The sequence below is a fragment of the Streptosporangium sp. DT93 genome, assembly GCF_049844535.1.
Taxonomy (GTDB): Bacteria; Actinomycetota; Actinomycetes; order Streptosporangiales; family Streptosporangiaceae; genus Streptosporangium.
On the sequence record NZ_JBNCLF010000002.1, the window covers coordinates 356879 to 378183 of the forward strand.

18 protein-coding genes are annotated in these 21305 nt (G+C 72.4%); 8 read left to right on the plus strand and 10 right to left on the minus strand.

What is annotated here, in order from left to right; translation table 11 throughout:
• The first annotated feature begins 64 nt into the window (after nucleotides 1–64).
• The 6 genes from ACLQ2R_RS06805 to ACLQ2R_RS06830 all read left to right on the plus strand — a co-directional run bounded on the left by ACLQ2R_RS06805 (nucleotide 65) and on the right by ACLQ2R_RS06830 (nucleotide 8053).
• Entirely contained in the window at nucleotides 65–1012 is a 948-nt protein-coding gene (locus ACLQ2R_RS06805; protein ID WP_425958463.1) for an alpha/beta fold hydrolase, read from the plus strand.
• Nucleotides 1013–1696: 684 nt separating this feature from the next.
• Nucleotides 1697–3136, plus strand: a complete 1440-nt coding sequence (locus tag ACLQ2R_RS06810) for an MFS transporter (RefSeq protein ID WP_425958464.1) — start codon at nucleotides 1697–1699, stop codon at nucleotides 3134–3136.
• 35 nt (nucleotides 3137–3171) lie between these two features.
• The gene (locus tag ACLQ2R_RS06815; RefSeq protein ID WP_425958465.1) at nucleotides 3172–4263 is read left to right on the plus strand and encodes a lipase family protein; all 1092 of its coding nucleotides are present in this window, start codon (nucleotides 3172–3174) and stop codon (nucleotides 4261–4263) included.
• Between the two features lie 83 nt (nucleotides 4264–4346).
• Nucleotides 4347–4889: a hypothetical protein gene (locus tag ACLQ2R_RS06820; RefSeq protein WP_425958466.1), complete on the plus strand. Its 543-nt coding sequence runs from the start codon at nucleotides 4347–4349 to the stop codon at nucleotides 4887–4889.
• A 152-nt stretch (nucleotides 4890–5041) separates the two neighbouring features.
• Nucleotides 5042–5527 carry a hypothetical protein gene (locus tag ACLQ2R_RS06825; protein WP_425958467.1) on the plus strand — a complete coding sequence of 162 codons (486 nt, stop codon included), beginning with the start codon at nucleotides 5042–5044 and terminating at the stop codon, nucleotides 5525–5527.
• Between the two features lie 468 nt (nucleotides 5528–5995).
• Entirely contained in the window at nucleotides 5996–8053 is a 2058-nt protein-coding gene (locus tag ACLQ2R_RS06830) for a hypothetical protein (protein WP_425958468.1), read from the plus strand.
• Nucleotides 8054–8302: 249 nt separating this feature from the next.
• Here the strand turns inward: ACLQ2R_RS06830 and ACLQ2R_RS06835 are convergent, their stop codons facing one another.
• The 3 genes from ACLQ2R_RS06835 to ACLQ2R_RS06845 all read right to left on the minus strand — a co-directional run bounded on the left by ACLQ2R_RS06835 (nucleotide 8303) and on the right by ACLQ2R_RS06845 (nucleotide 10099).
• Nucleotides 8303–8827 carry a GNAT family N-acetyltransferase gene (locus tag ACLQ2R_RS06835; protein ID WP_425958469.1) on the minus strand — a complete coding sequence of 175 codons (525 nt, stop codon included), beginning with the start codon at nucleotides 8825–8827 and terminating at the stop codon, nucleotides 8303–8305.
• Between the two features lie 133 nt (nucleotides 8828–8960).
• A complete protein-coding gene (locus ACLQ2R_RS06840) occupies nucleotides 8961–9785 on the minus strand; it encodes an NAD(P)H-binding protein (protein WP_425958470.1) in 825 nt (274 codons plus the stop codon).
• Nucleotides 9786–9811: 26 nt separating this feature from the next.
• Entirely contained in the window at nucleotides 9812–10099 is a 288-nt protein-coding gene (locus ACLQ2R_RS06845) for an Arc family DNA-binding protein (protein WP_425958471.1), read from the minus strand.
• A 349-nt stretch (nucleotides 10100–10448) separates the two neighbouring features.
• Here ACLQ2R_RS06845 and ACLQ2R_RS06850 point away from each other — a divergent pair, with 349 nt between their 5' ends.
• Nucleotides 10449–11381, plus strand: coding sequence for a cupin domain-containing protein (locus tag ACLQ2R_RS06850; RefSeq protein WP_425958472.1), 933 nt, complete (start codon nucleotides 10449–10451; stop codon nucleotides 11379–11381).
• A 96-nt stretch (nucleotides 11382–11477) separates the two neighbouring features.
• On the opposite strand, the gene ACLQ2R_RS06855 is transcribed toward ACLQ2R_RS06850, so the two are convergent.
• The 7 genes from ACLQ2R_RS06855 to ACLQ2R_RS06885 all read right to left on the minus strand — a co-directional run bounded on the left by ACLQ2R_RS06855 (nucleotide 11478) and on the right by ACLQ2R_RS06885 (nucleotide 19804).
• Nucleotides 11478–12707, minus strand: a complete 1230-nt coding sequence (locus ACLQ2R_RS06855) for a sulfite oxidase (protein WP_425958473.1) — start codon at nucleotides 12705–12707, stop codon at nucleotides 11478–11480.
• A 155-nt stretch (nucleotides 12708–12862) separates the two neighbouring features.
• The gene (polX, locus tag ACLQ2R_RS06860) at nucleotides 12863–14548 is read right to left on the minus strand and encodes a DNA polymerase/3'-5' exonuclease PolX (RefSeq protein ID WP_425958474.1); all 1686 of its coding nucleotides are present in this window, start codon (nucleotides 14546–14548) and stop codon (nucleotides 12863–12865) included.
• Between the two features lie 10 nt (nucleotides 14549–14558).
• Nucleotides 14559–15221, minus strand: coding sequence for a cupin domain-containing protein (locus ACLQ2R_RS06865; protein ID WP_425958475.1), 663 nt, complete (start codon nucleotides 15219–15221; stop codon nucleotides 14559–14561).
• Between the two features lie 81 nt (nucleotides 15222–15302).
• Nucleotides 15303–16157 carry a PmoA family protein gene (locus ACLQ2R_RS06870; protein ID WP_425958476.1) on the minus strand — a complete coding sequence of 285 codons (855 nt, stop codon included), beginning with the start codon at nucleotides 16155–16157 and terminating at the stop codon, nucleotides 15303–15305.
• A complete protein-coding gene (locus ACLQ2R_RS06875; RefSeq protein WP_425958666.1) occupies nucleotides 16148–17176 on the minus strand; it encodes a Gfo/Idh/MocA family protein in 1029 nt (342 codons plus the stop codon). The genes ACLQ2R_RS06870 and ACLQ2R_RS06875 overlap by 10 nt, the downstream gene beginning before the upstream one ends.
• Before the next feature lie 76 nt (nucleotides 17177–17252).
• Nucleotides 17253–18710: a glycoside hydrolase family 30 protein gene (locus ACLQ2R_RS06880; RefSeq protein WP_425958477.1), complete on the minus strand. Its 1458-nt coding sequence runs from the start codon at nucleotides 18708–18710 to the stop codon at nucleotides 17253–17255.
• A gap of 80 nt (nucleotides 18711–18790) precedes the next feature.
• Complete coding sequence (locus ACLQ2R_RS06885) at nucleotides 18791–19804, minus strand: LacI family DNA-binding transcriptional regulator (RefSeq protein WP_425958478.1); 1014 nt, start codon at nucleotides 19802–19804, stop codon at nucleotides 18791–18793.
• 196 nt (nucleotides 19805–20000) lie between these two features.
• On the opposite strand from ACLQ2R_RS06885, the gene ACLQ2R_RS06890 reads away from it, so the two are divergent.
• Nucleotides 20001–21299: an extracellular solute-binding protein gene (locus ACLQ2R_RS06890; RefSeq protein ID WP_425958479.1), complete on the plus strand. Its 1299-nt coding sequence runs from the start codon at nucleotides 20001–20003 to the stop codon at nucleotides 21297–21299.
• The last annotated feature ends 6 nt before the right edge of the window (nucleotides 21300–21305 follow it).

Sequence of the window (21305 nt, forward strand, 5' to 3'; positions counted from 1 at the left end):
GAGGTGCGCCGTCCTGGGAAACCTTCGTCGCCTGATCACCCCGAAAAGACAGACAGGAAATGCGATGTTCGATCCACGTGATTTTCCCGATCCCACCCTTGTCCCGGTCAACGGTGTGGAACTTGAAGTCTTCGAAGCAGGCCGGAAAAACGCGGGAAAACCCATCGTGCTCTGTCACGGCTGGCCGGAGCACGCCTTTTCCTGGCGTCATCAGGTGCCCGCCCTTGTCGCGGCGGGCTACCATGTCATCGTCCCGAACCAGCGGGGTTACGGAAACTCGTCCCGTCCGGCCGAAGTGACCGGCTACGACATCGAGAACCTGTCCGGTGATCTCATCGCACTTCTCGATCACTACGGGTACGAGGACGCCACCTTTGCCGGTCATGACTGGGGGGCGGCCGTCGTGTGGGGCCTGACCCTGCTGCATCCGGGCCGGGTGAACAAGGTGATCAACCTGAGCCTGCCCTACCTCGAGCGCGGGGAGAAACCCTGGATCGAGTCCATGGAGGACGTGCTCGGCGGCGATTTCTATTTTGTCCACTTCAATCGACGACCGGGTGTCGCGGACGCCGTGTTCGAGGAGAACACATCCCGCTTCCTTCGCAACCTGTACCGGAAGAACGAGCCTCCCGCGGAGCCTCGGCCGGGTATGGCGCTGATCGAGCTCGCCAGAGCGGAGACACCGCTCGGTGATCCCGTGATGAGCGACGAGGAACTGGCCGTCTTCGTCTCCGCCTTCGAGTCGGCGGGATTCACGGGCGGCGTGAACTGGTACAGAAACCTTGACCGCAACTGGCACCTGCTGGCGGACGTGGACCCGATCATCCAGCAGCCCGCACTCATGATCTACGGCGACCGGGACGTGATCGCGAAGTCCGGGACACTGAAGGATTTCGTGCCCGGCGTGGAAGTGGTCACCCTGGACTGCGGCCATTGGATCCAGCAGGAGAAGCCCGAAGAAACAAACCAGGCGATCCTGAAATGGCTGGAACGGCAGGACGCCGCCACCTGAGGGGCGCCTGAAAAACCGGCGTTCGCGTGACCGCCCGGTCGCCCGCCGGCGGGCGTCGCCGGGCAGGGGAGGCCCCCGCGCCCGGCCCCCGGCGCCCCTGTCCGGCCGATCTCACCGGCGCCGAACGGCACCGCCGAAGCCGCCGGCCCCCGTCCCCGAGTACGGCGGACGCCCGCCGCTGTTCCAGGCGACGTGACACACCCGGCCGCCCCCTGACCGCACGGCACCGCTACCGAGGCTTGTACGACATTCGGATCCTTGAGCGGGATGAGAACCCCGGCAAGGCCCTGACCTGTGAGAACAGGTCAGGGCCTTGTCGTGTTTCCGGGGACGGCGCCGGGTGGCCTCCCGTCCGGGCACCGGGTCCGCGCCACCTCGTCGAGACGGCCCGTGCCGCCGGTGACTCCCCGCCCGATCCCTCCGGCCCGCTCGCCGGGCAAGGCCGCCGGGGGGAGTGGCCCGGGATGGAACGGGGGGTGGAACCGGATGGAACACCTAAGGGGTGTCCGGCTCGCCGGCCCTTCTCCCGAAGGGTGATCGGCGGGTTCCGGGCAGCGTCGCCTCTCCGTGGACGAGCGGACGAGCGGACGAGCGGGCGGCGCGGGTCCCACGACCTCAAGGCGCCACCGCGAGGTCCCGGGGCGCCACCGCAGACCTCAGGCACCCACGGCGAAGGAGACGGCGATGACCACGGTGAACGTTCTCGGAAGGTCCCGGAGACGGCTGAGCGCGTTCGCGATCCCGCTCATCTGCACGGCGCAGTTGATGGCGACCCTGGATGTGACGATCGTCAATCTCGCCCTGCCCGCGATGCAGCGGGAGTTCGCGCTGTCGAACGCCGGGCTGGCCTGGGTGATCGACGCCTACACCCTGGCCTACGCCGGGCTGCTGCTCCTGGGCGGGCGGGCCGGTGACCTGGTGGGGCATCGCCGCACCCTCATGATCGGGATCTTCGTGTTCACGGTCTCCTCCCTGCTCGGCGGGCTGGCGTACGACCCCGCGTTCCTGCTCGCCGCGCGGGTCGGGCAGGGGGTCGGCGCCGCGCTCGCCACCCCGACGACCCTCTCCCTGATCACGACACTCTGCCCGCCGGGTCCGGTCCGCACCAAGGCCATGGTCGCCTACGGGGCGATGGCGGGCCTGGGCATCACCATCGGGCTCGTCCTGGGCGGTGTCCTGACCGAACTGGCCTCCTGGCGCTGGGTGTTCCTGCTGAACGTGCCGATAGGCGTCGTGCTGCTGGCCACCGCGCCACGCGTACTGCCCGAGTCGACCGGAGCGCGCCGCCGCCTGGACGTGCTGGGCGCCGCGGTGGGCACCGCCGCGCTGACCTCCCTGGTGTACGGCATGATCCGGACCGGCAGCGACGGCTGGGGCGACCTGACCGCCACCGTCGCCCTCGGCGCGGCCGCGCTGCTCCTCGTGCTCTTCGTCCTGGTCGAGCGCGGGACGGCCGAGCCGATGCTGCCGCTGAGGCTGCTGGCCCATCGCACCCGGCTGGGCGCCTACCTCGTCGCCGGGCTGCTGTTCGCCTGCCTCTACCCGTCCTTCTTCTTCCTCAGCCGCGCGCTGCAGGACGTGCTCGGCTGGCAGCCGATCGAGGCGGGGCTCAGGTTCCTGCCGGTCGGGGCCGGTGTGCTCGTCTTCGCGATCGCCACCCGCAGGCTCATGCACGTCACCGGGTCCCGGGCGCCGGTGATCGGCGGCACCGCCGCGACCGCGGCCGCGGCGCTGTGCCTGGTGACGCTCGACACCGGCAGCTCCTATCCGGCCCTGCTGCTGCCCGCTCTCATCGGGCTCGGCGCCGGGGTGGGGACGACGTTCGTGGCCAACGCGGCCTCGGCCATGACCGATGTCGCCGACGCGGACGCGGGGATCGCGTCCGGGCTGCTCAGCACCTTCCAGGCGGTGGGCGGCACGATCGGCGTCGCCATGCTCGCCGCCCTGGCGGCCTCGGTGACCGAGACGGAACTGGCCGACCGGGTCCGGGCCGTCTCCGCCGCGCCGACGCCGGACGTGATGCGGGAGGCGCTCGTCTCCGGATTCGGTCAGGGCTTCGCCGCCGCGGGCGGGCTCGCCGTACTCGCGCTCGTCGTCGCCGTGTGGACGACCCGGAAGCGCTGACCGGCGCCTCCCCAACAGCTCGGAAAGGTCGTGTCATGTCCATCCCTCCTCCCAGCGTCGACCCGTTCTACGCTCCGGGCGACCACGTCGGCCGTCCCGGTGAGCTCCTGCGCTCCCGGCGGGCCGAGATCAAGATCGACACGGAGGCCGCCGTCTGGCAGGTGGTCTACGCCTCGACCGACTCGCGCGACCGGCCGATCGCGGTCTCGGGAACGGTCCTCGTCCCCTCCGCCGCCTGGCCGGGCCCCGGCCCGCGGCCGATCCTCGGCTACGGGGTCGGCGTGCACGGCCTGGGCCGCGACAACGCGCCGAGTCACCTGATGCGGTCGGGGACCGAGATCGAGATCACGCTGATTGAGCTCGCGCTGGCCCGCGGCTGGGCTGTCGCCGTCACCGACGGGGAAGGCCTCGGGATGCCGGGACCGCACACCTACGGCGCGGGCCGGTCGGGGGCCCACGCGATGCTCGACATCGTCCGCGCGGCCACCGGGCTCGACGGTGGCCCGGCCGCGGGAGGGCCCGTGCTGGTCTGGGGTTACTCGGAAGGCGGGCGCTACGCGGCCTGGGCGGCGGAGCTGCAGCCCTCCTACGCGCCGGACCTGGACCTGCGGGGCGTGGCGGCGGGCGGGGTCTTCCCCGACCTGCGGGCGGCGGTGAAGGCGATCGACGGAGGGCCGTTCTCCGGGCTCGGGCTCGCGGTCCTCGTCGGCCTGGCCCACGCCCACCGGGACCCGGCCCTCGGCGCGATCCTCAGCGAGAGCGGGAAGGCGGCCGCGGCGCGGGCCGCGACCCTGGACGTGACCGGGCTGATCGTCGAGTTCCCCGAGCCCATGCGCCATCACACGGTCCGTGACGAGCCCTGGGACGAGCCCGTCTGGCGGGAACTCCTCGACCGCGAGAAGAACGGCCGTCACGTGCCGGGCGCGCCGCTCTACCTCTACCACGTCGCCGACGACGCGCTGGTCCCCACCCGTCTCGGCCGGGCGCTGTTCGCGGACTACACCGCCCTCGGCGCCGAGGTGACCTGGGTCGAGGTACGGGCCGAGGAACATCTCTCCGGCGCGTTCGCCGGCGCCCCCGACGCCGTCGAGTGGCTCGCCGGCCGCCTGGCCCGGGACCTCCCCTGATTTCTCCCCGTACGGCGAGTGAGCCGTGCGCGGAGCGCGTCGTACGGCAGACGAGCCGTACGAAACCATGGAAAGGAAAGCGAATGACCAACCACATTCCCGCCGCGCACCAGATGGCGGGCGGCGGCGCGTACAAGCCCCGCAGGCCGGGGACGCTGCTGGTCGCCACCCTGGCCACCGCGGTGGCCGCGGCGTCCACGCTGTCGTCGGCGGCGGTCTCCCTGATCGCGGGCAGAAGCCTGCTGCGGAGCTACGTGAGCGACGAACTCGGCCTGGAGATCGACTCCGCGGCCGTGGGGTCCGTCGTGGACACCGCGGTGGAGGCCGCGTTCGGCTCCCTCCAGGCCCGGGCGTACGTCTGGCTCTTCCTCGCGGCGGCTCTCGTCCTGCTCCTGCTGCCCGTCCGCGACGGCAGGACGTGGGCCCGGATCGTGCTGAGCGTCCTCACCCCCGTCGTGGTTCTCCTCGGGCTGCGGGACCTCACGGACATGGTGTCCCCGATCACCGGATTCGCGGCCGCGCTGGCCACGCTGGGCACGCTGGTCGCCGTCGTGGCGTGCTGGCTTCCCGCGAGCAACCGCTACGCCAGGACGCGCAAGCAGTCGCGTCGGTCCCAGCCCCGATGAACACCGGACCGACCGGGACGAACGGGGCTCCGCGCCGGGCGGACGCCGGTCCGGCGCAGACGAACACCGGCCGGGCGAACACCGGCCTGACGAACACCGATTCGAACCGGGCGAACACCCGCCCCGTCCAGACGCACACCGGAGGAACGACGATGTCCGCAGTCAAGAGAACCGCTCGCCTGGCCGCCGCGCTGGGGGTCGCCACGGCGCTGGCCGTGGGGCTCGCGGCCGCGCCCGCCCAGGCCGACGTACCCGGCGCACTGACCGCCCGGCTGACGATCACCAAGGAGGCGGCCGGCTGCAAGGTCCTCACCTTCGGCAAGGTCGGCATGACGCAGGCCCAGGCGCAGTACCTGGTCGACAACGGCGCGACGGTCCAGGTCGAGATCTGGGGCGAGGACGCCGTCTACGACAACCGGCTGTACAGGGCGGGCCACGCGCAGCTGAGCGCGGCATCGGACCGGAACGGGGGAGGGCTGATCATCATCTCGGCTCCCACGATCCGATGCTCCATCCTCGACGAGGACGACTCCTCGCTGGAGGGCGCCGGCGACGAGGTCTACGCCAAGGTCGTCTTCAACGCCCCCGGGTACTCCCGCATGACGAAGAGAACGAACACGGTGCACGGCCGCTACTGATCCCCGGATCCCCGGACTCCGGACCTCGGGCAGGGGAGTGCGGGGCACCCCCTGGTGAGCGGCCGGCGGAAGGCCACGGGGGCGCGGCCGGCGGCGGCGGCCCCGCGGGCCTGGGCGACCAGATCCCGCGAGGCCGTCACGGCGGTTCACGGCCTCGCCGCGCTGACGCCTTGACACCTTGCCGCGTTGACGCCTCGTCGCCGGGGCCGTGAAACCGGGCCGGACGGTGGGCGTCACGGGTGTTCGGGCGCCGGTGAGGGCACGCCGCAGGTGCGGGGATCCGCGCGCAAGGATCTTGCAAGACGAGTGCAACCGCCCGGCGGGAACCTGATCGCACACCGATCCGAGGAGTCCCGACATGTCCGCCGCTGTGGAGATCGCCACGGTCGCCGCCGACCGCGCGGCCCCCGTTTCGCCCGCCGACCCCGAGGGGCACACGTTCTGCCTCACCGTGAGCTGAGGCGCGCCGTGAACCGCCAGCCGCTGCTCCTGGCCCACAACCCGGCCCACGACAAGACGGACAGGGGGCGGAGGGGTCCCGTGTCCCGCCGGTCACGGGCCGGCGACTGCCTGCCGTACCACGACAAGATGACGCCGAAGGCGGACAGTGTCGAGTCGCTGTTCCTCAGCGGGATACGCGCCCGGTGCGTCCACGGTGACCTGCGCTCCAGCCGGGAGTGCTTCGACGCGGCGTACCGCGCGGCGGAGAGCGAGGGCGACGGTCAGGCGATGGCCTTCGCGGCGCTGGGACTGTCCGGTCTGTGGGTGCACGAACACCGCGGTGTCATGGCCGCCGCGTCGATCGAGGCGCGCCTGCGGCACGCGTTGTCGGTGGTGGACCCGCGGTCGACGGAAGCCCTCCGGCTCAGGGTACGGCTGACCGCCGAGGCCGACTACCGGTCGGGCGGGCACACCGCCGTCCTCGCCGTGCTGGAGGAGGCCAGGCGGGCGGGCGATCCGACGGCGTGGAGCGAGGCGGTCAGCCTGGCCCACCACTGCCTGCTGGGTCCCGGCCAGAGCGAGGCGCGTCACGAACTCGCCCGGGAGCTGATCGCCGTGGGTTTCCGGACCTCGTGCCGCAGCGATCTGCTGATGGGACTGCTGTGGCGCACCGTCGACCACGTTCTCGACGCGGACCCGCACGCGGAACGTCACCTGGCGGAACTGCGCGGCCTGCTGGCCCAGCAGGACCACCTGGCGGTCGGGTTCGTGGTGCGGGCGATCGAGGTGATGCTCGGCATCCGCGCGGGGCGGCTGGAGCAGGCCGAGGCCGAGGCGGCCGCGTGCGCCGAACGGGGGCGGCGGGCCGGTGACGCGGACGCCGCCGGCTGGTACGGCGCGCAGATGATCGCCATCCGCTGGTACCAGGGCCGCATCGCCGAGCTGGTCCCGATGCTGACCGAGGAGGTGAACTCGCCGACGCTCAGCGCCGTGGACAACTCCTACCTGGCCGCGCTGGCGGTCGCCGCGGCCACCGCCGGGGACCGGCGGCAGGCGGCCGGCGCGCTGGCGCGGCTGCGGGGCGGCGACCTGGCCCTGCTGCCCCGGTCCAGCAGCTGGCTGGTGACCATGTACGGCGTCGTGGAGGCCGCGTACCTGGTGGGGGACACCGAGGCCTCGGCGGCGGCCTACGAGCTGCTCGGCCCGTTCGCCAGGCTCCCGGTGGTGGCCAGTCTCGGCGTCGCGTGTTTCGGCTCCGCCCAGCACGCGCTGGGCGTGGCCGCGCTCACCATGGGCGACGCCCAGCGGGCGGCCGAGCATCTGCAGATGGCCGTACGGGGCAATCTGGCCATGGGGCACTGGCCGGCGGCGGTCCTGTCGCGCGTGCGGTGGGCGCAGGCGCTGACGCTCCGGGCCGGGACCGGAGACGCCGCCGAGGCGGGCCGGCAACTGGAGGTCGCCACGAGCGAGGCGGCCGAGCTGGGCATGGTCCTGCCCGCCGGAGGAGGACCGCACGCCGCGGTCACCGCCGCCGGGCACGGCGGGCGGCGGCCCCTCATGGAGTGCCGGCGCGAGGGCCGCCGGTGGCGGATCGGGCTGGGCCCGCGGAGCGCGTACGTCGAGCACAGCCTGGGGATGGCCTACCTCGCGATCCTGCTGGCCAATCCCCGGTACGAGATTCCGGCCATCGAGCTCGCCGCGGGCCCGGCGGCGCGCGACGGGGCGGCCGTGGACGCCGGGACCGGCACCGCCCAGCCGGCTCTGGACGAGGAGGCCATCAGGGCCTACCGCAAACGGCTGTCACTGTTGCAGGAGGAGATCGACGGATACGAGTCGGCCAACGACGTCGTCCGGGCCGAGCGGCTGCGGGCCGAGCGTGACTGGCTGATCGAGGAGCTGGCGTCCGCGACCGGTCTGGCCGGGCGGATCAGGAACTTCACCGGCAACGAGGAACGGGCCCGCGTCTCGGTCGGCAAGGCACTCCGGCGCGCCGTCGACCGCGTCGCCGCCGCCGACCCGGTCCTCGGCGAGGAACTGCGCACGACACTGCGAACCGGACGCCTCTGCTGCTACCAGCCGGCATAGCCTCCGCGGGAACGGCCGGAACGACACCGCGGCCGGTACGGCTCCGGACGCGACCCTTCGGGATCGTGCGAGGCCCCCCTCGCGCCTCCCCCCGGGGGGAGATGCAAGCCTTTGGTGCCGTGGCCGGAAAGGTTCACCGGGTTGACGTGCAGGGCGTCCGGGCCGGTTGGACGGTGCTGATCACGCGAGTGTTCGAGGAATCAGCCCGGCACGAACGTGCCTGGCTGATTCCACGCGAAGATCGTCTCGTCACCAGAGACGGTCGACCGTGCCGGGGAACAGGGCGACACGGGCGCCGAGGAACGACGGGCGATGCCTGATGGCGTGCGGAGAGAAGAAGGCCCCCATGGTGACCTTGTCGAACCGATCACTGGGAAACGGGTCGTCGGGGGTGCCGCCGACCAGCACCGTGCCCGGCAGGGATTCCCAGCCGGCGGCCTCGTAGAAGGCCCGCAGCGGCCGATCGCAGGTGAAGATCCCCAGATCCGGCGGGACCGTCACGGCCATCGTCCGCAGGGCGGCGGCGACGAGTGTCCTCCCGTGACCTCGTCCACGCCGGTCACCCCGGGTCACCACGGTGCTGAGGCCGCTGGCCGCGAACGTCCGTCCCGCGTGGACGAGTGGCTTGCTGAGGATGTCCAGGCTCGCGACCACGTCGTCGCCGTCGAGGAGCAGGAGGGACACCGGGTCGAGCAGGGGGTCGTGGCCGGGGGAGTGGCCGGGCCATGCGGATTCGAGCAGGGCGGTCACCTGTTCCCGGAGTACCCCGGGCACCGAGAATCCGGGAAATGAGACGATTCGCACATCCAGGACGCTATCCGACTCGATGTACGTACCGCCCGCACGCCCGCGCCGGACCACCACGCGGCCGACCCGGCCGGCCGCGACGGGCCGGCCTGACAAGGCGCTATCGGGAAGCGGTCCGCACGACATGGCGCAGGGTCTCGCCCAGCCCGGTCGTACACGTGACGTACCTGTCGCCTCGGAGCTGGAAGGCGCCGCGCTCCTCGGCGAGCCGGGGCGGGACGCCCGCCTCCGTCATCGTGCCGGTCCACGCGGGCCGCGGGACGGTCACCACCGTGAGCGGCCTGCCGATGACGGCCGCCAGCTCCTCGGCCACCTGCCGTTCCGAGTACCGGTGACCGTCCAGGTCGACGGTCTCGCCGGCCGCGGGAGGCGCCGTTAGGGACTCGGCGGCCACCCCGCCGACGTCGCGCGTCGCGACCATCGCGACGGGCACGTCGGCCGACGCGCCGAAGACCGGGTAGACGCCGGCCCCCAGAGCGGCGCCGAGCACGGTCTCGACCTTCTCCTGGAAGTGCGACGGGCGGAGCGCGGTCAGGGTCACGCCGGTCTCGCGCAGCCGGTTCTCCATGTGGTGGAGCCAGCGGATGGGGCCGGTGCCCTCGGCCAGCTCGGCCCCGATCGAGGACAGCATCACCACGTGCGGGACACCGCTGTCCCGCACCGCCCCGGCGGTCGAGTCGGCCAGCCGGCGATAGTGGTCGTCGGGGTCGTCGGCCGACGGATCCGTCGGCAGCATGACGAACGCCCCGCGGCAGCCGCGGAACGCCTCCGCCAGGGCCGCCCCGTCGCCGAAGTCGGCGACGGAGACCTCGGCTCCCGCGCCGGTCCAGTCCGCGCCCCTGGCCGCGTCGCGGACCACGGCCCGTACCGGTTCCCCCCTGCTCAGGAGCTCCCGGGCCGTCGCTCCGCCCACGTGGCCTGTCACCGGGTAACCGGAGGATGCTCTGGTCTTCAGGCCGGAGGGGAATTCGGGTTCCCGCGTAGCGGGGCGGAAGAAGACGATCCGCCTGGTGGGTCGTCGCCCGCTTCGGGGTCGTCGAGCGCGGTCTCCAGCAGGTGGAGGATCTCGGAGTTCAGGGAGCGGCGTTGATGCCGGGCGTGGGCGGTGAGTCGGGTGTGCAGAGTGGCCGGGACTCTCAAGGTGATGCGCACTTCGGATTCCATAACGCCACGGTAGCGGCGCCGTGGTGTTATCGTGATGTCATGACGACACCAGGTGAGGCGCAGGAGACCGGGCATGCCCGGTATACCTATCGTCTTCGCCTGTTGTCGGAACGCACCTACACCTGCACCACGTGCGCAGCCGTCTCCCCGAGGGACAAGAACTCCGCACGCGTGATGCTCATCCGGGCTGGTCTCAACCCGGCCGGCGCCGAGGGCGTAAGACCTCCTGGAGCGCCGCTCCAGAAGGCTGCCTGAGCCAGGAATCCCCCTCCTTCAGGAGGGGGAGGATTCAATCCTGTGATCGCGTACATCGGATACCTCCGGTGGGTCGTCGAAGTGGGTCACGTCCCAGTGAATACGCACCGGGAGAGACGATCCATATTCCGTACGCTCGCTTTCATCTCTGTGCGTCTAGACTGAGGCGATGGATCCGCTCGCCGCGCTGCTCGACGGCGTCCGTGCCCGGAGCGCGGCCTTCTGCCAGGCGGTCCTGGAGCCACCGTGGTCGCTGCGGATCTCCGACGGTGCCCCGCTCGCCCTGGTCACCACGCTGCGCGGGCACGCCTGGATCATGCTCGGCGGGGCCGAGCCGGTGCTGATGCGCACCGGGGACGTGGCCATCGTCAAGGGCCCGGAGCCGTACACGATCGGCGACGATCCGGCGACCGCGCCGGAGGTCATGGTCCACGCGGGCAACCGGCTGACCACGATGGACGGCGTCGACATCACCGACGCGCTGCGGCTCGGGCCGCGCACGAGCGGGCGCACCCCCGACGGGTCGGCGATCGTGGCCAGCGGGACCTACCAGGTCAGCGGGGACGTGAGCGAGCGGCTCCTGAACGCCCTGCCGGAGGTCGTGCTCGTGCCGCGGTCGGACGCGCGGTCCCCGATCATGGACCTGCTCGCCCAGGAGGTCGACGGCGAGGGGCCCGGCCAGCAGGTCGTCCTCGACCGGCTTCTGGACCTGGCGCTGCTCGCGACCCTGCGCGCCTGGTTCGCCCGCCCCGAGGCCCGGGCGCCCGGCTGGTACCGGGCGCAGAGCGACCCGCTGATCGGTCCGGCGCTGCGGCTGATCCACGACGACCCGGCCCGCCCGTGGACGGTGGCCACGCTGGCGGAGAGGGTGGGCGCCTCGCGCGCGGCGTTCGCGCGCCGGTTCACCACCCTGGTGGGGGAGCCGCCCATGGCGTACGTCACCGGCTGGCGGCTGGCGCTCGCCGCCGACCTGCTGCGCTCCTCCGACACCACGATCGACTCGGTCGCCCGCTACGTCGGCTACGCGAACGCCTTCGCGCTGAGCGTGGCCTTCAAACGGGTGCGCGGCGTGTCCCCGAGCCGCCACCGGACGGGCGTGTAGGCCCCCGCCCGGCACCCCTCCACGACGGTCACCCGTCCACGACGGTCACCCCTCCACGACGGTCGGCCGTCCACGGGGCTCGGCCGTCCACGACGCTCAGCCGTCCACGACGGTCACCGGGTGCCGGACGACGGCGTCGAAGAGGTAGCCGAAGTCGTTGTGCGGGGTGTGGTCGGGCTGCACCGCGCCGGTCTCGTCGGTGGCGCGGGCCAGCAGCAGGTACGAGCCGGTCCGGGGCGGCCTCCAGACGACCTGCCAGCGGGTCCAGGCCGTCGCCGTGTCCGGTCCGCGCAGCGCGACGCGCTGCCAGGTGGCGCCGCCGTCCAGGCTCACCTCCACGTCGGCGATCCGGCCTCCTCCCGACCAGGACCGGCCGCGCAGCACGTACGGCCGCCCGGCGGTCAGGACGGCGTTCCAGGGCAGCTCGAAGGCGCTCCTGACGCCCCGCACGGTCACCGGCGGCCCGCCCCCCGGCGGATAGGCGTCGCCGAACATCCGGTAGAACACGGTGTTCCACGGCGAGGACAGCGGCGAGGCGGAGACCTCGATGTCGCCGACCCACTTGATCGACGCCAGGCCGATCCACCCGGGGACGACCAGCCGCACCGGGTGGCCGTGGTCGGGCGGGAGCGGCTCGCCGTTCATCTCGTAGGCCAGCAGGACGTCGTGCAGCGCCTTGGCCACCGGGATCGGACGGCGTACCCGGCCGTGGTCCACGCCGTCGGCCACGTAGGCCGGGTCGAGGCCGCGGGCCATCACGTCGACGGCGTCCGGGGTGATCCCGGCACGTTCCAGCACCGTCGCCAGCGGCACCCCGCGCCAGCGGGCCACCCCGATGCCGCCGAGGCCCCAGGGGGTGCCGACGGCCGGGCGGTGCTGCTGGGAGGCGAACAGGCTCCGCCCGTTGCCCGCGCACTCGATCGCCACGTCGCGGGTCACCGAGGGCAGGGCGAGCAGTTCCCGGTAGCCGAAGTCGCGGGGGGAGGCCAGGCCGGTGCCGTGCAGCCGCAGCCGCCAGGTGGCCGCGTCGACGATCGGGGTACGGGTGTGGTTGCGCACGAAGAAACGGTCGTTGGGCACGTGGAAGCCGACGTCGCGCATGGCCTCCCAGCGCGTCTCCGCGTTGGTCTCCAGCGCGGTGAACAGCTCCGGCGGCAGCGGCTTGACGATCCCGGGGACGGGGTGCCCGCCCTCCCCGGGGCCGCCTTCCCCAAGGCCGCCCTGCCCGAGGCCGCCCTCCGCGCGGCCGTCCTCGTCGGTCCCGTCGGCCCCGCCGGTCCGGTCGCGGCGGTAGGCGGTCTCGTGACGGCTCTTCTCGTACGGCATCCGGCATCACCCCTTTGGCTACATCTATTTCCTACCAGGAAAGTCTGTAATAGCGAAGGACGGAACGCTTCTGTCACCCCCATCATGTCGCCGCTCCCGGGACGCGGGCCCTCGGGGACCCCTCGGGGACCTGCGGGGACCCGCGTCCCGAGCCCTCAGCGGCCGAGGAAGGCCAGCAGCCGCTCCAGCGGCCAGGTGTTGATCACGTCGTCGGCGGTGAGCCAGCCGCGCTGGGCCACGCCGACGCCGAACCTCTGGTTGTCCAGGTGCGGCACCGCGTGGGCGTCGCTGTCGACGGAGAACCTCACCCCGTGGTGACGGGCCAGCCGCACCAGGTCGGAGGGCAGGTCGGAGCGGTCGGGGAAGGAGTCGATCTCCATCGCGGTGCCGGTGCGGGCCGCGGCGCGGAACACCTCGTCCCAGTCGGCGTCCACCGGCGGGCGGACGCCGATCCTGCGGGTGGTGGGGTGGCCGATGATGTGCACGTGCGGGTTCTCGCAGGCGGTGACGAACCGCCGGGTCATCTCCTCGCGCGACTGGTTGAAGTGCGAGTGCACGCTGGCCACGCAGACGTCGAACCCCTCCAGTACCTCGGTGGGCCAGTCGACCGACCCGTCCGGGGCGATGTTCAGCTCGCTGCCGTGCAGCAGCCGCATGTCCGGGTAGCTCTCCTGCAGCGCGCGCAGCCGCTCCCGCTGCTCCAGGGCCTTGTCCAGGGTCATCCGCTGCATCGCCAGGTCGGGCGCGTGGTCGGTCACCGCGTAGTAGGCGTACCCGCGGGCGTGGGCGGCGGCGACCATGTCCTCCAGCGAGGCGATCCCGTCGGTCAGGTCGGTGTGGGTGTGCAGGTCGCCCCGCAGGTCCTCGACCGTGACCAGGACGGGCAGCTCGCCCGCGAGCGCGGCGGGGATCTCGCCGCCGTCCTCGCGCAGGGTCGGCGGGATCCACGGCATGCCGAACGCCGCGAAGACCTCCTCCTCGGTCGCGGCCGCGATCACGCGCTCCCCCTCGAACAGGCCGTACTCCGAGAGCTTCCAGCCCTTCTTGACGGTGATCTCCCGCAGGTGCACGGTGTGCTCCTTGGAGCCGGTGAAGTACATCAGCGCGGCGCCCCACGACTCGGCCGGGACCAGGCGCAGGTCGACCTGCACGCCGTGGGCGGTGCGGATCGAGGTCTTCTTCGGCCCGGAGGCGACGACCTCGGCCACGTAGGGCTGGGCCTTGAAGTCGTCCATCAGCGACTCGGGGCCGACCGCGAGGATGTCGACGTCGCCGATGGTGTCCTTCATCCGGCGCAGCGACCCGGCGTAGACGATCCGCTCGGCGCCCGGCAGTGAGGCGATGACCCGCTCGGCCAGGTCCATGGCCGTGCCGGTGTGCATCCTGGCGCTGTTCTCGGCCAGGTGCTCGACGCCCTTGAGGAGGTTCTCCACGGTCTTGGCGCCGAAGCCCTTGACCCCCTCCAGCCGCCCCTCCTCGATGGCCCTCACCAGCGCCTCGGGGGAGTCGATGCCCAGCTCCCGGTACAGGAAGACGGCCTTCTTCGGCCCCAGCGAGGCCACCCTGGTCAGCCGCCGCACCCCCTGGGGGACCTTCTCGCGCAGCTCGTCGAGCTGGCGGAAGCCGCCCCGCTCCAGGTACTCCTCGACCTTCTTGGCGATCGCCTCGCCCACTCCCGGCACGCTCCGCACCGGTACGTCCGTGATGTCCTCGGGGAGGCCGGCGATCGCCTTGGCCGCCTTCTGGTAGCTGCGCACCCGGAAGGCGTCACCGCCGTTCATCGCGAACAGCTCGGCGTACTCCTCCAGCGCGGACGCGACGTCGTCGTTAGCTCGTGCCATGCCCCCCAGCCTAGAAGGCGGCGTGCTCCGGGGCGGGATAGGTCAGCAGATGGCCGCACATGCCGTCGCGGGGCACGGCGGCCACCCGGACGACCTCGGCCTCGCGCAGGTGGCCGAGGTCGCCGGCGCGCAGGGCGGCCAGCCGCTCGCCCGTGGTCTCGGCGGCGCGCAGCGGGCCCTCCCGCCAGCGGGACTCGAAGGCGTCCAGCCGGGGCGCGAGCAGGGCCGCGGCGGCGTCCAGGAAGGCGGCGAAGGCGTCCCGGCCGCCGTCGCGCAGCGTGAGGAACCCCTCGACGGCCAGGTCCCGGCGCTCCAGCGGGTCCGAGCCCACCGCCGCGGCGTACCGGGCCGGGTCGGCCAGGACCGGGGCGGGGAAGGTCAGGACGGCGTCGCCGGCCTCGGGCAGGCCGCTGTTCTGCATCAGCACCACGATGCGCAGGTCACCGCCGTTGACCAGGCGGTGGACGGTGCCGGGGGTGAACCGGACGACCTCCCCGGGGGCCAGCGGGGTCTCCCGGTAGCCGCTCCAGGTCAGGGTCTGCACGGCGCCGGAACCGGCCACCACCACGTACGCCTCGGAGCAGAGCGTGTGCAGGTGCGGCGAGCCGCCGTGCAGGCCGTCGGGGGCGGGCTCGTCGTAGACGGACAGGTCGCTCACACCAACACCGAACACGGGCCCTCCTTCACTCCGGTCCCGCTCACGCCCGGAGCGGACACGGGCTCGTTCACGCCTGGATCGGACACGGTCCCTCCCTCACGTCGTCCCGCTCGGGGCCGGTGCCGGGCACGGATGCTCCCTGACGTAGGCCTCCAGCCGCTCGCGGTCCCACGCGCCGGTGGCGACCGTCACCCGGTAGCGCAGGCACAGCGTCCCGCCGGGCGGCAGGAGGAGCGGATCGTGGAAGGCGATGGAGGGGTTGACGGCCGCGAACGGCGTCGTACGGACGAACCAGACGACCGGCAGGCCGCTCTGGAACAGCAGGGTCGAGGACCGGTCGACCTCGTCGTGCGCGCCGACGTAGGCCAGCCACGCCGACTCCCGGCCCATCATCTCCGGCCCGTCGCCGCGCTCGGCGATCACCGTGCCGTGCTCGAAGGAGCGCGGCCCGCGCCAGAACAGGCCGCAGTAGCCGGCCATCGGGCGGCCGTTGGTGGTGGGACTGCCGAACACCAGGTCGTCGCCGCGCACGTTGACGATCTCCGTGGTCAGCTCCAGCGTCCAGGAGTCCTCGCACGCGTCGCGCACCTCGAAGGTCCTGCGCTCGTCCACCCAGTGCTCGCCGCCCTGGGTGTGCCAGGTCAGGCGCTCCACGCCGGGGGAGGGGAAGTCCTCGTGCCGCATGGTCCCGTTGTTGGGCAGGTCCACGTACCCGGCGGCCTCGCGGACGTAGCTGCCGCCGCCCCAGAAGTTCTCCCCCGACAGGTCCGAGACGGTGAACTGCAGCCCCCGGTGCCAGCGGTGGTCGTGCGGGCGGTAGGCGGTGACCACGTCGCCGGTCGTGGTGCGGATCGGGTGGAAGTAGGGTTTCGGCGACTCGAAGACCGGGGTCTCCGGCACGTACACGTAGCGCAGGACCGGCACGCCGCGCTCGGTGAGGGTCAGTTCCATCCGCGTCCGTCCAGGCGGTCGTAGAAGGGGTGGCCGGGGACGAGGTCGGCGCGCAGCACGGGCCGGCCGGTGGCCGCCGAGGCGTACAGGCCGGTGATCAGCTCCAGCGCCCGGCGCCCGTCCGCCCCGCCCATGGGCGGGGGCTCGCCGCGCTCGTAGGCGTCCAGCAGGTCGGCGAGCTGGGCCTCGTGCGAGCTCGGCAGGTCCTCGGGCGGCCTCCACCGTTCCGAGGTGGAGCTCCAGTCGGCGTTGCGGTAGCCGTACAGGTGGCGCAGCTCCACGGTGGCCTCGGTGAAGTCGAAGCGCAGGTAGCTCTCCTCGCGCCGCGACAGCACGCTGTTGACGACCGAGGCCATGGCGCCGGAGGCGAAGCGGACCGAGGCCATCGAGACGTCCTCGGTCTCGATCCGCCGTTCCAGCGTGCCGGTCATCGCGCGGATCTCCGTCCAGTCGCCCAGCACCGAGAGCATCAGGTCCATCTGGTGGATGCCGTGCCCCATCGTGGGGCCGCCGCCCTCGGTCTCCCACCGGCCGCGCCAGGGCACGTCGTAGTAGGCGTCGTCGCGGTACCAGGTGGTCACGCAGAGCGCGACCAGCGGGTTGCCCAGTTCGGGGGCGAGCGCGCGCAGGTGCCGCGCGCCCGAGCCGAAGCGGTGCTGGGAGACGACCGAGGCGCGGCCTGGCCCCTCGGCCGCCGCGATCCGGTCGTACTCGGCCAGCGACAGGCAGACGGGCTTCTCGATCCACACCCAGGCGCCCGCCTCCAGGCAGGTCACCGCCTGCGCGGCGTGCAGGTGCGGGGGCGTGCACAGGTGCACCAGGTCGGGCCGCTCGGCCTCCAGCATCGCCTCCAGCGAGGTGTACGCCCCCTCGATGGCGTGCTCGGCGCAGAACGCCTTCACCCGCGCCTCGTCCACGTCCACGGCGGCCACCGGCCGGACCCGGTGGGCCTGGGTGCGCAGCGCGGGCAGGTGGCAGATCCCCGCGATGCCGCCGGTGCCCACCACCGCCGCCCGGATCACCGTCCCCTCCCCGCGGGGCTCCCCGGGAGAGAGGACGTTCCGGGCATCGGTGACGGGGGGATGCTCATGATCCTCATCGTACGACCACGGTCGTCAGGGAGCGCGGCGGCAGGACGAGGTCGCGGCCGGGGCGATGGCCCGGCAGCGGGGTGGCCGTCAGCGAGTGCGCGGTGTCGGTCAGGTAGGAGGTGGCCCGCCCCGGCCTGGTGGTGACCTTGGTGGAGACCTCGGTGGTGGCGGTGTTGAGGATCTCGACGACCTCCGAGCCGTCGGCGTTGCGGAAGGCGGTCACCTTCAGCGCCGGGTCGGGCGCCTCGGCGGCCAGCCGGACCGCGCCGGGGCGGATGAAGCGGCTGTAGGCGGCCAGTGCCCACAGGCGCTTGGCGACGCGGTAGGTGGCGGTCGCCTCGTCGATCTGGATGAGGCCCCGGGTGGTGCCGCGCGAGGCGCCGAACCAGAAGACGTAGCCGGAGACCCCGCCCAGGGTGAGCGAGTCGTGGATCTGCTGGGCGACCGCGATGCCGTCGTAGCCGCTGCCGTCGTCCCACGCCTCGTTCCAGGTGTCGCCGTTGGGCGACCACTCCGACATCCAGGTGGGCCGGTCGGTGGGCAGCGGGCCGTCCACCGGGCCGGCGTAGGGGTGCCCGGTGTGCGTGGCGACCCATCTGCGCGCGATCGGGTCGGCCTCGATGGCCTTGGTGTACTCCCGCTGCTGGGACCACCCGACGGCGTCGCAGCAGGCGACCTTGATGCCGGCGCGGGCCGCGACCGGGCCGAGCACCTTGACGAAATCGGTGGCCTCGGCCGGGGTGAACCGCATCGAGGCGTAGGAGACGGTGAGGTCGGGCTCGTTGGTGAACCCCAGGTCGGTGACGCGGATGCCCTCGCGGGCGTAGAACTTCGCGTACTGCACCAGGTAGTTCGCGTACGCCCTGCGCCACTCCGGCAGCAGCGAGCCGCCGTTACTGTCGGAGCCGTTGTCCTTCATGTAGCCCGGGGCGCTCCAGGCGTCGGCGTAGAAGCGCTTCACGCCGTACCGTCTGGCCTCCTTGGCCAGCCAGAGCTGGCCGCCGTCGTCACCGTCCCACACGTACTTCGGCGGCGCGTCCGGCCCGCCGGGGTCGACGGGCTGGATGGAGGACATCAGGTCGTACGGGCTGCCGGTGGGGGAGGAGCCGATGCCCAGGCGGAGGATGCTCAGCCCGGCCCCGGTGCGCGGGTTCAGCCACAGGTCGAGGATCTCCCGCTGGGAGGCGGCGGGCAGCGCGCGGACCAGCTCGTTGCGCCGGAACGCCTGGGAGAAGCCGAAGCCGTCGATCCGCTGGAGGGTCCGGTGGCGGTCCACCCGGATCCCCGTGCCGGTCCGCGGACCGGAGGCGGCCGGTGGGGCGACCGGCGAGCCGGTCGGTGAGCCGCTCTTGGAGCCGCCCTCGGGGCCGTCCCCGGGACCGGTCCGGGCGGCGGCCGGGACCGCGCCGAGCAGAGGGAGCAGGAGGATCGGTACCAGTACTGTCCTGCGACGTCGAGACATGCGGGAACCCGCTTTCCGAAACTTTCACAAGATTACAGATACTTTTCGCTTCCGTACCGTAAACGTCACGCGGGTGAGCGTCAACGCCCCGTCCGCGGCGCGGTGCTCTCCCGCACGACGAGCTCGGTGCTCAGCTCCACCCGCCGGGGCTCGCGCCCGCTCGCCGACGGGTCGAGCACCATCCGGGTGGCCAGCGCCGCCATCTCCTGGAGCGGCTGGCAGACCGTGGTCAGCGGCGGCCAGGCCGAGCGCGCCAGCGGCAGGTCGTCGAAGCCCACCACCGACAGGTCGCCGGGCACCGCCATGCCGCGCCGCCTGGCCGCCTCCAGCACGCCGAACGCCTGCATGTCGCTGCCCGCGAAGATCGCGGTCGGCGGGTCGGCCATGGAGAGCAGGTCGTGCCCCCCGTCGCGGCCGGACCCGACCAGGAAGTCGCCGTACCCGATGAGCGCGGGGTCCACCGGCACCCCCGCGGTCTCCAGCGCGGCGCGGTAGCCGTCGACGCGGGCCCTGCTGCACAGCATGCCGGGCGGGCCGCCGATCATGCCGATCCTGCGGTGTCCCAGCTCCAGCAGGTGGCGGGTGGCGGCCAGGCCGCCGTGCCAGTTGGTGGCCCCGACCGAGGCGACCCCGGGCGGCGGCTCGCCGTCGGGGTCGACCACCACGAAGGGGATGGAGCGGGCGGCCAGCCGGTCGTGCCGGTCGGCGGTGATCCGCGAGCCGACCAGGATGGCCCCGTCGGTGCGCCGGGCGGCGATCCGCTCCACCCAGTCCCGGCCGGGACCCGTCCGGTCGTGCAGGACCGAGATCACCACGCCGGCGCCGACCTCGCGGGCCGCGGCTTCCACGCCGCGCACCAGCTCCATCGCCCACGGGCTCTCGATCTCGGTGAACACCAGGTCCACCAGCCCGGCGGGGCCGTCGCCCTGGCCGCCCCTGCGCCGGTAGCCGTGCTCGCGCAACAATCGCTCCACCCGCTGCCTGGTCGCGGGGGCGACCTCGGGCCGTCCGTTGATGACCTTCGAGACGGTGGGCGCGGAGACCCCCGCCTGCTCGGCGATGATGGCGATCGTCACGCGCCCTGTGGTCGACATGAGGCGAATACTAACCGAAAACTTTCGGAAACTTCACTGTCCCGATCGGAGGTGGGCCCGGGTGCCGAAGGGCACGGGACGGGATCACTACCTCGGTGACTATTGACGCGTAACCGGGAGTTTACCTATTCTCCGGGACACGAAATATTCGGGGTTCATATGAAACTTTCTAGCCTCACTCCCGAAAGGGGATCCCATGCTGAGTCGGCGAGGCGTGGTGGCTCTGGCGGTATCGACGCTGCTTCTCGGAGCGTGCAGCACGACCGGGGAAGACGGCGGTGCCACCTCCGGTGCGGCCGCCGGCTCTGACAAGGTCACCTTCGAGTTCTGGAACCTGGCGACCGCGGAACCGATGAAGACGTTCTGGGCGGATCGCATCAAGGAGTACCAGGCGGCCCACCCGAACGTGACGATCAAGAACATCGCCATCGAGAACGACTCCTACAAGCCCAAGCTGGCCACGCTCACCCAGTCGGGCAAGGCGCCCGACCTGTACTCCACCTGGGGCGGCGGCGTCCTGAAGCAGCACATCGACGCGGGACTGGTCAAGGACCTGACGTCCGACGCCGCCGACACCATCGGCGGCATCACCCCGGCAGCCCTGTCGGCCTACCAGTTCGACGGCAAGACCTACGGGCTGCCCACCGACATCGGCATGGTCGGGTTCTGGTACAACAAGGCGCTGTTCAAGAAGGCCGGCATCACCGAGCCGCCCACCACCTGGACCGGGCTCCTGGACGCGGTCAAGAAGCTGAAGGCCGACGGGACCACCCCGATCGCCCTCGCGGGCAAGGCCAAGTGGCCGGGGCACTACTACTGGTCCTACCTGGCCATGCGGATGGCCGGGCTGGAGGCGTTCAAGCAGGCCGGCACCACCCACGACTTCACCGGGCCCGACTTCGTCGCCGCCGGGCAGAAGCTCAAGGAGCTCGTCGACCTCCAGCCGTTCCAGAAGGGCTTCCAGGGCGCCGACTACTCCACCCCCGACGGCCAGGCCGCGACCATGGGCAACGGCAAGGCCGGCATGGAGCTGATGGGCCAGTGGGCCCCGTCCGTGCAGAAGGACTCCGGCAAGGGGCTCGGCGAGGACCTCGGGTTCTTCACCTTCCCCGCCGTCGAGGGCGGCAAGGGAGCGCCCGGCGACGCGTTCGGCGGCGGCGGCGGACTGGCCGTGGGCGTCAAGGCCCCGCCCGCCGCGCTGGACTTCCTGAAGTTCTCGCTCACGGCGGAGAACCACAGCAAGGCCGTCAAGGCGGGCGGCGTGCTGCCCGTGCTCAAGCAGGGTGAGGAGGCGGCCGTCACCGACCCCCACGTCAAGACGGTCTCCGAGACCCTCGCGGCAGCGAGCGGCTTCCAGCTCTACCTCGACCAGGAGTACCCGCCGGCCGTCGGCCAGGAGATCAACGACTCCGTGGCCGAGCTGATCGGGGGCACCAAGACGCCCGAGGAGGTCGTCCAGAGCATCACCGAGACGGCCAAGGCGGAGTCGGAGTAGCCGCCC

Coding starts and splice junctions, on each gene's coding strand:
- ACLQ2R_RS06890 (WP_425958479.1), top strand. CDS start 20,001: ATGCTGAGTCGGCGAGGCGTGGTGGCTCTGGCGGTATCGACGCTGCTT.
- ACLQ2R_RS06855 (WP_425958473.1), bottom strand. CDS start 12,707: ATGCCGTACGAGAAGAGCCGTCACGAGACCGCCTACCGCCGCGACCGG.
- ACLQ2R_RS06810 (WP_425958464.1), top strand. CDS start 1,697: ATGACCACGGTGAACGTTCTCGGAAGGTCCCGGAGACGGCTGAGCGCG.
- polX (WP_425958474.1), bottom strand. CDS start 14,548: ATGGCACGAGCTAACGACGACGTCGCGTCCGCGCTGGAGGAGTACGCC.
- ACLQ2R_RS06825 (WP_425958467.1), top strand. CDS start 5,042: ATGTCCGCAGTCAAGAGAACCGCTCGCCTGGCCGCCGCGCTGGGGGTC.
- ACLQ2R_RS06820 (WP_425958466.1), top strand. CDS start 4,347: ATGACCAACCACATTCCCGCCGCGCACCAGATGGCGGGCGGCGGCGCG.
- ACLQ2R_RS06870 (WP_425958476.1), bottom strand. CDS start 16,157: ATGGAACTGACCCTCACCGAGCGCGGCGTGCCGGTCCTGCGCTACGTG.
- ACLQ2R_RS06815 (WP_425958465.1), top strand. CDS start 3,172: ATGTCCATCCCTCCTCCCAGCGTCGACCCGTTCTACGCTCCGGGCGAC.
- ACLQ2R_RS06805 (WP_425958463.1), top strand. CDS start 65: ATGTTCGATCCACGTGATTTTCCCGATCCCACCCTTGTCCCGGTCAAC.
- ACLQ2R_RS06845 (WP_425958471.1), bottom strand. CDS start 10,099: ATGCCCGGTCTCCTGCGCCTCACCTGGTGTCGTCATGACATCACGATA.
- ACLQ2R_RS06850 (WP_425958472.1), top strand. CDS start 10,449: ATGGATCCGCTCGCCGCGCTGCTCGACGGCGTCCGTGCCCGGAGCGCG.
- ACLQ2R_RS06885 (WP_425958478.1), bottom strand. CDS start 19,804: ATGTCGACCACAGGGCGCGTGACGATCGCCATCATCGCCGAGCAGGCG.
- ACLQ2R_RS06880 (WP_425958477.1), bottom strand. CDS start 18,710: ATGTCTCGACGTCGCAGGACAGTACTGGTACCGATCCTCCTGCTCCCT.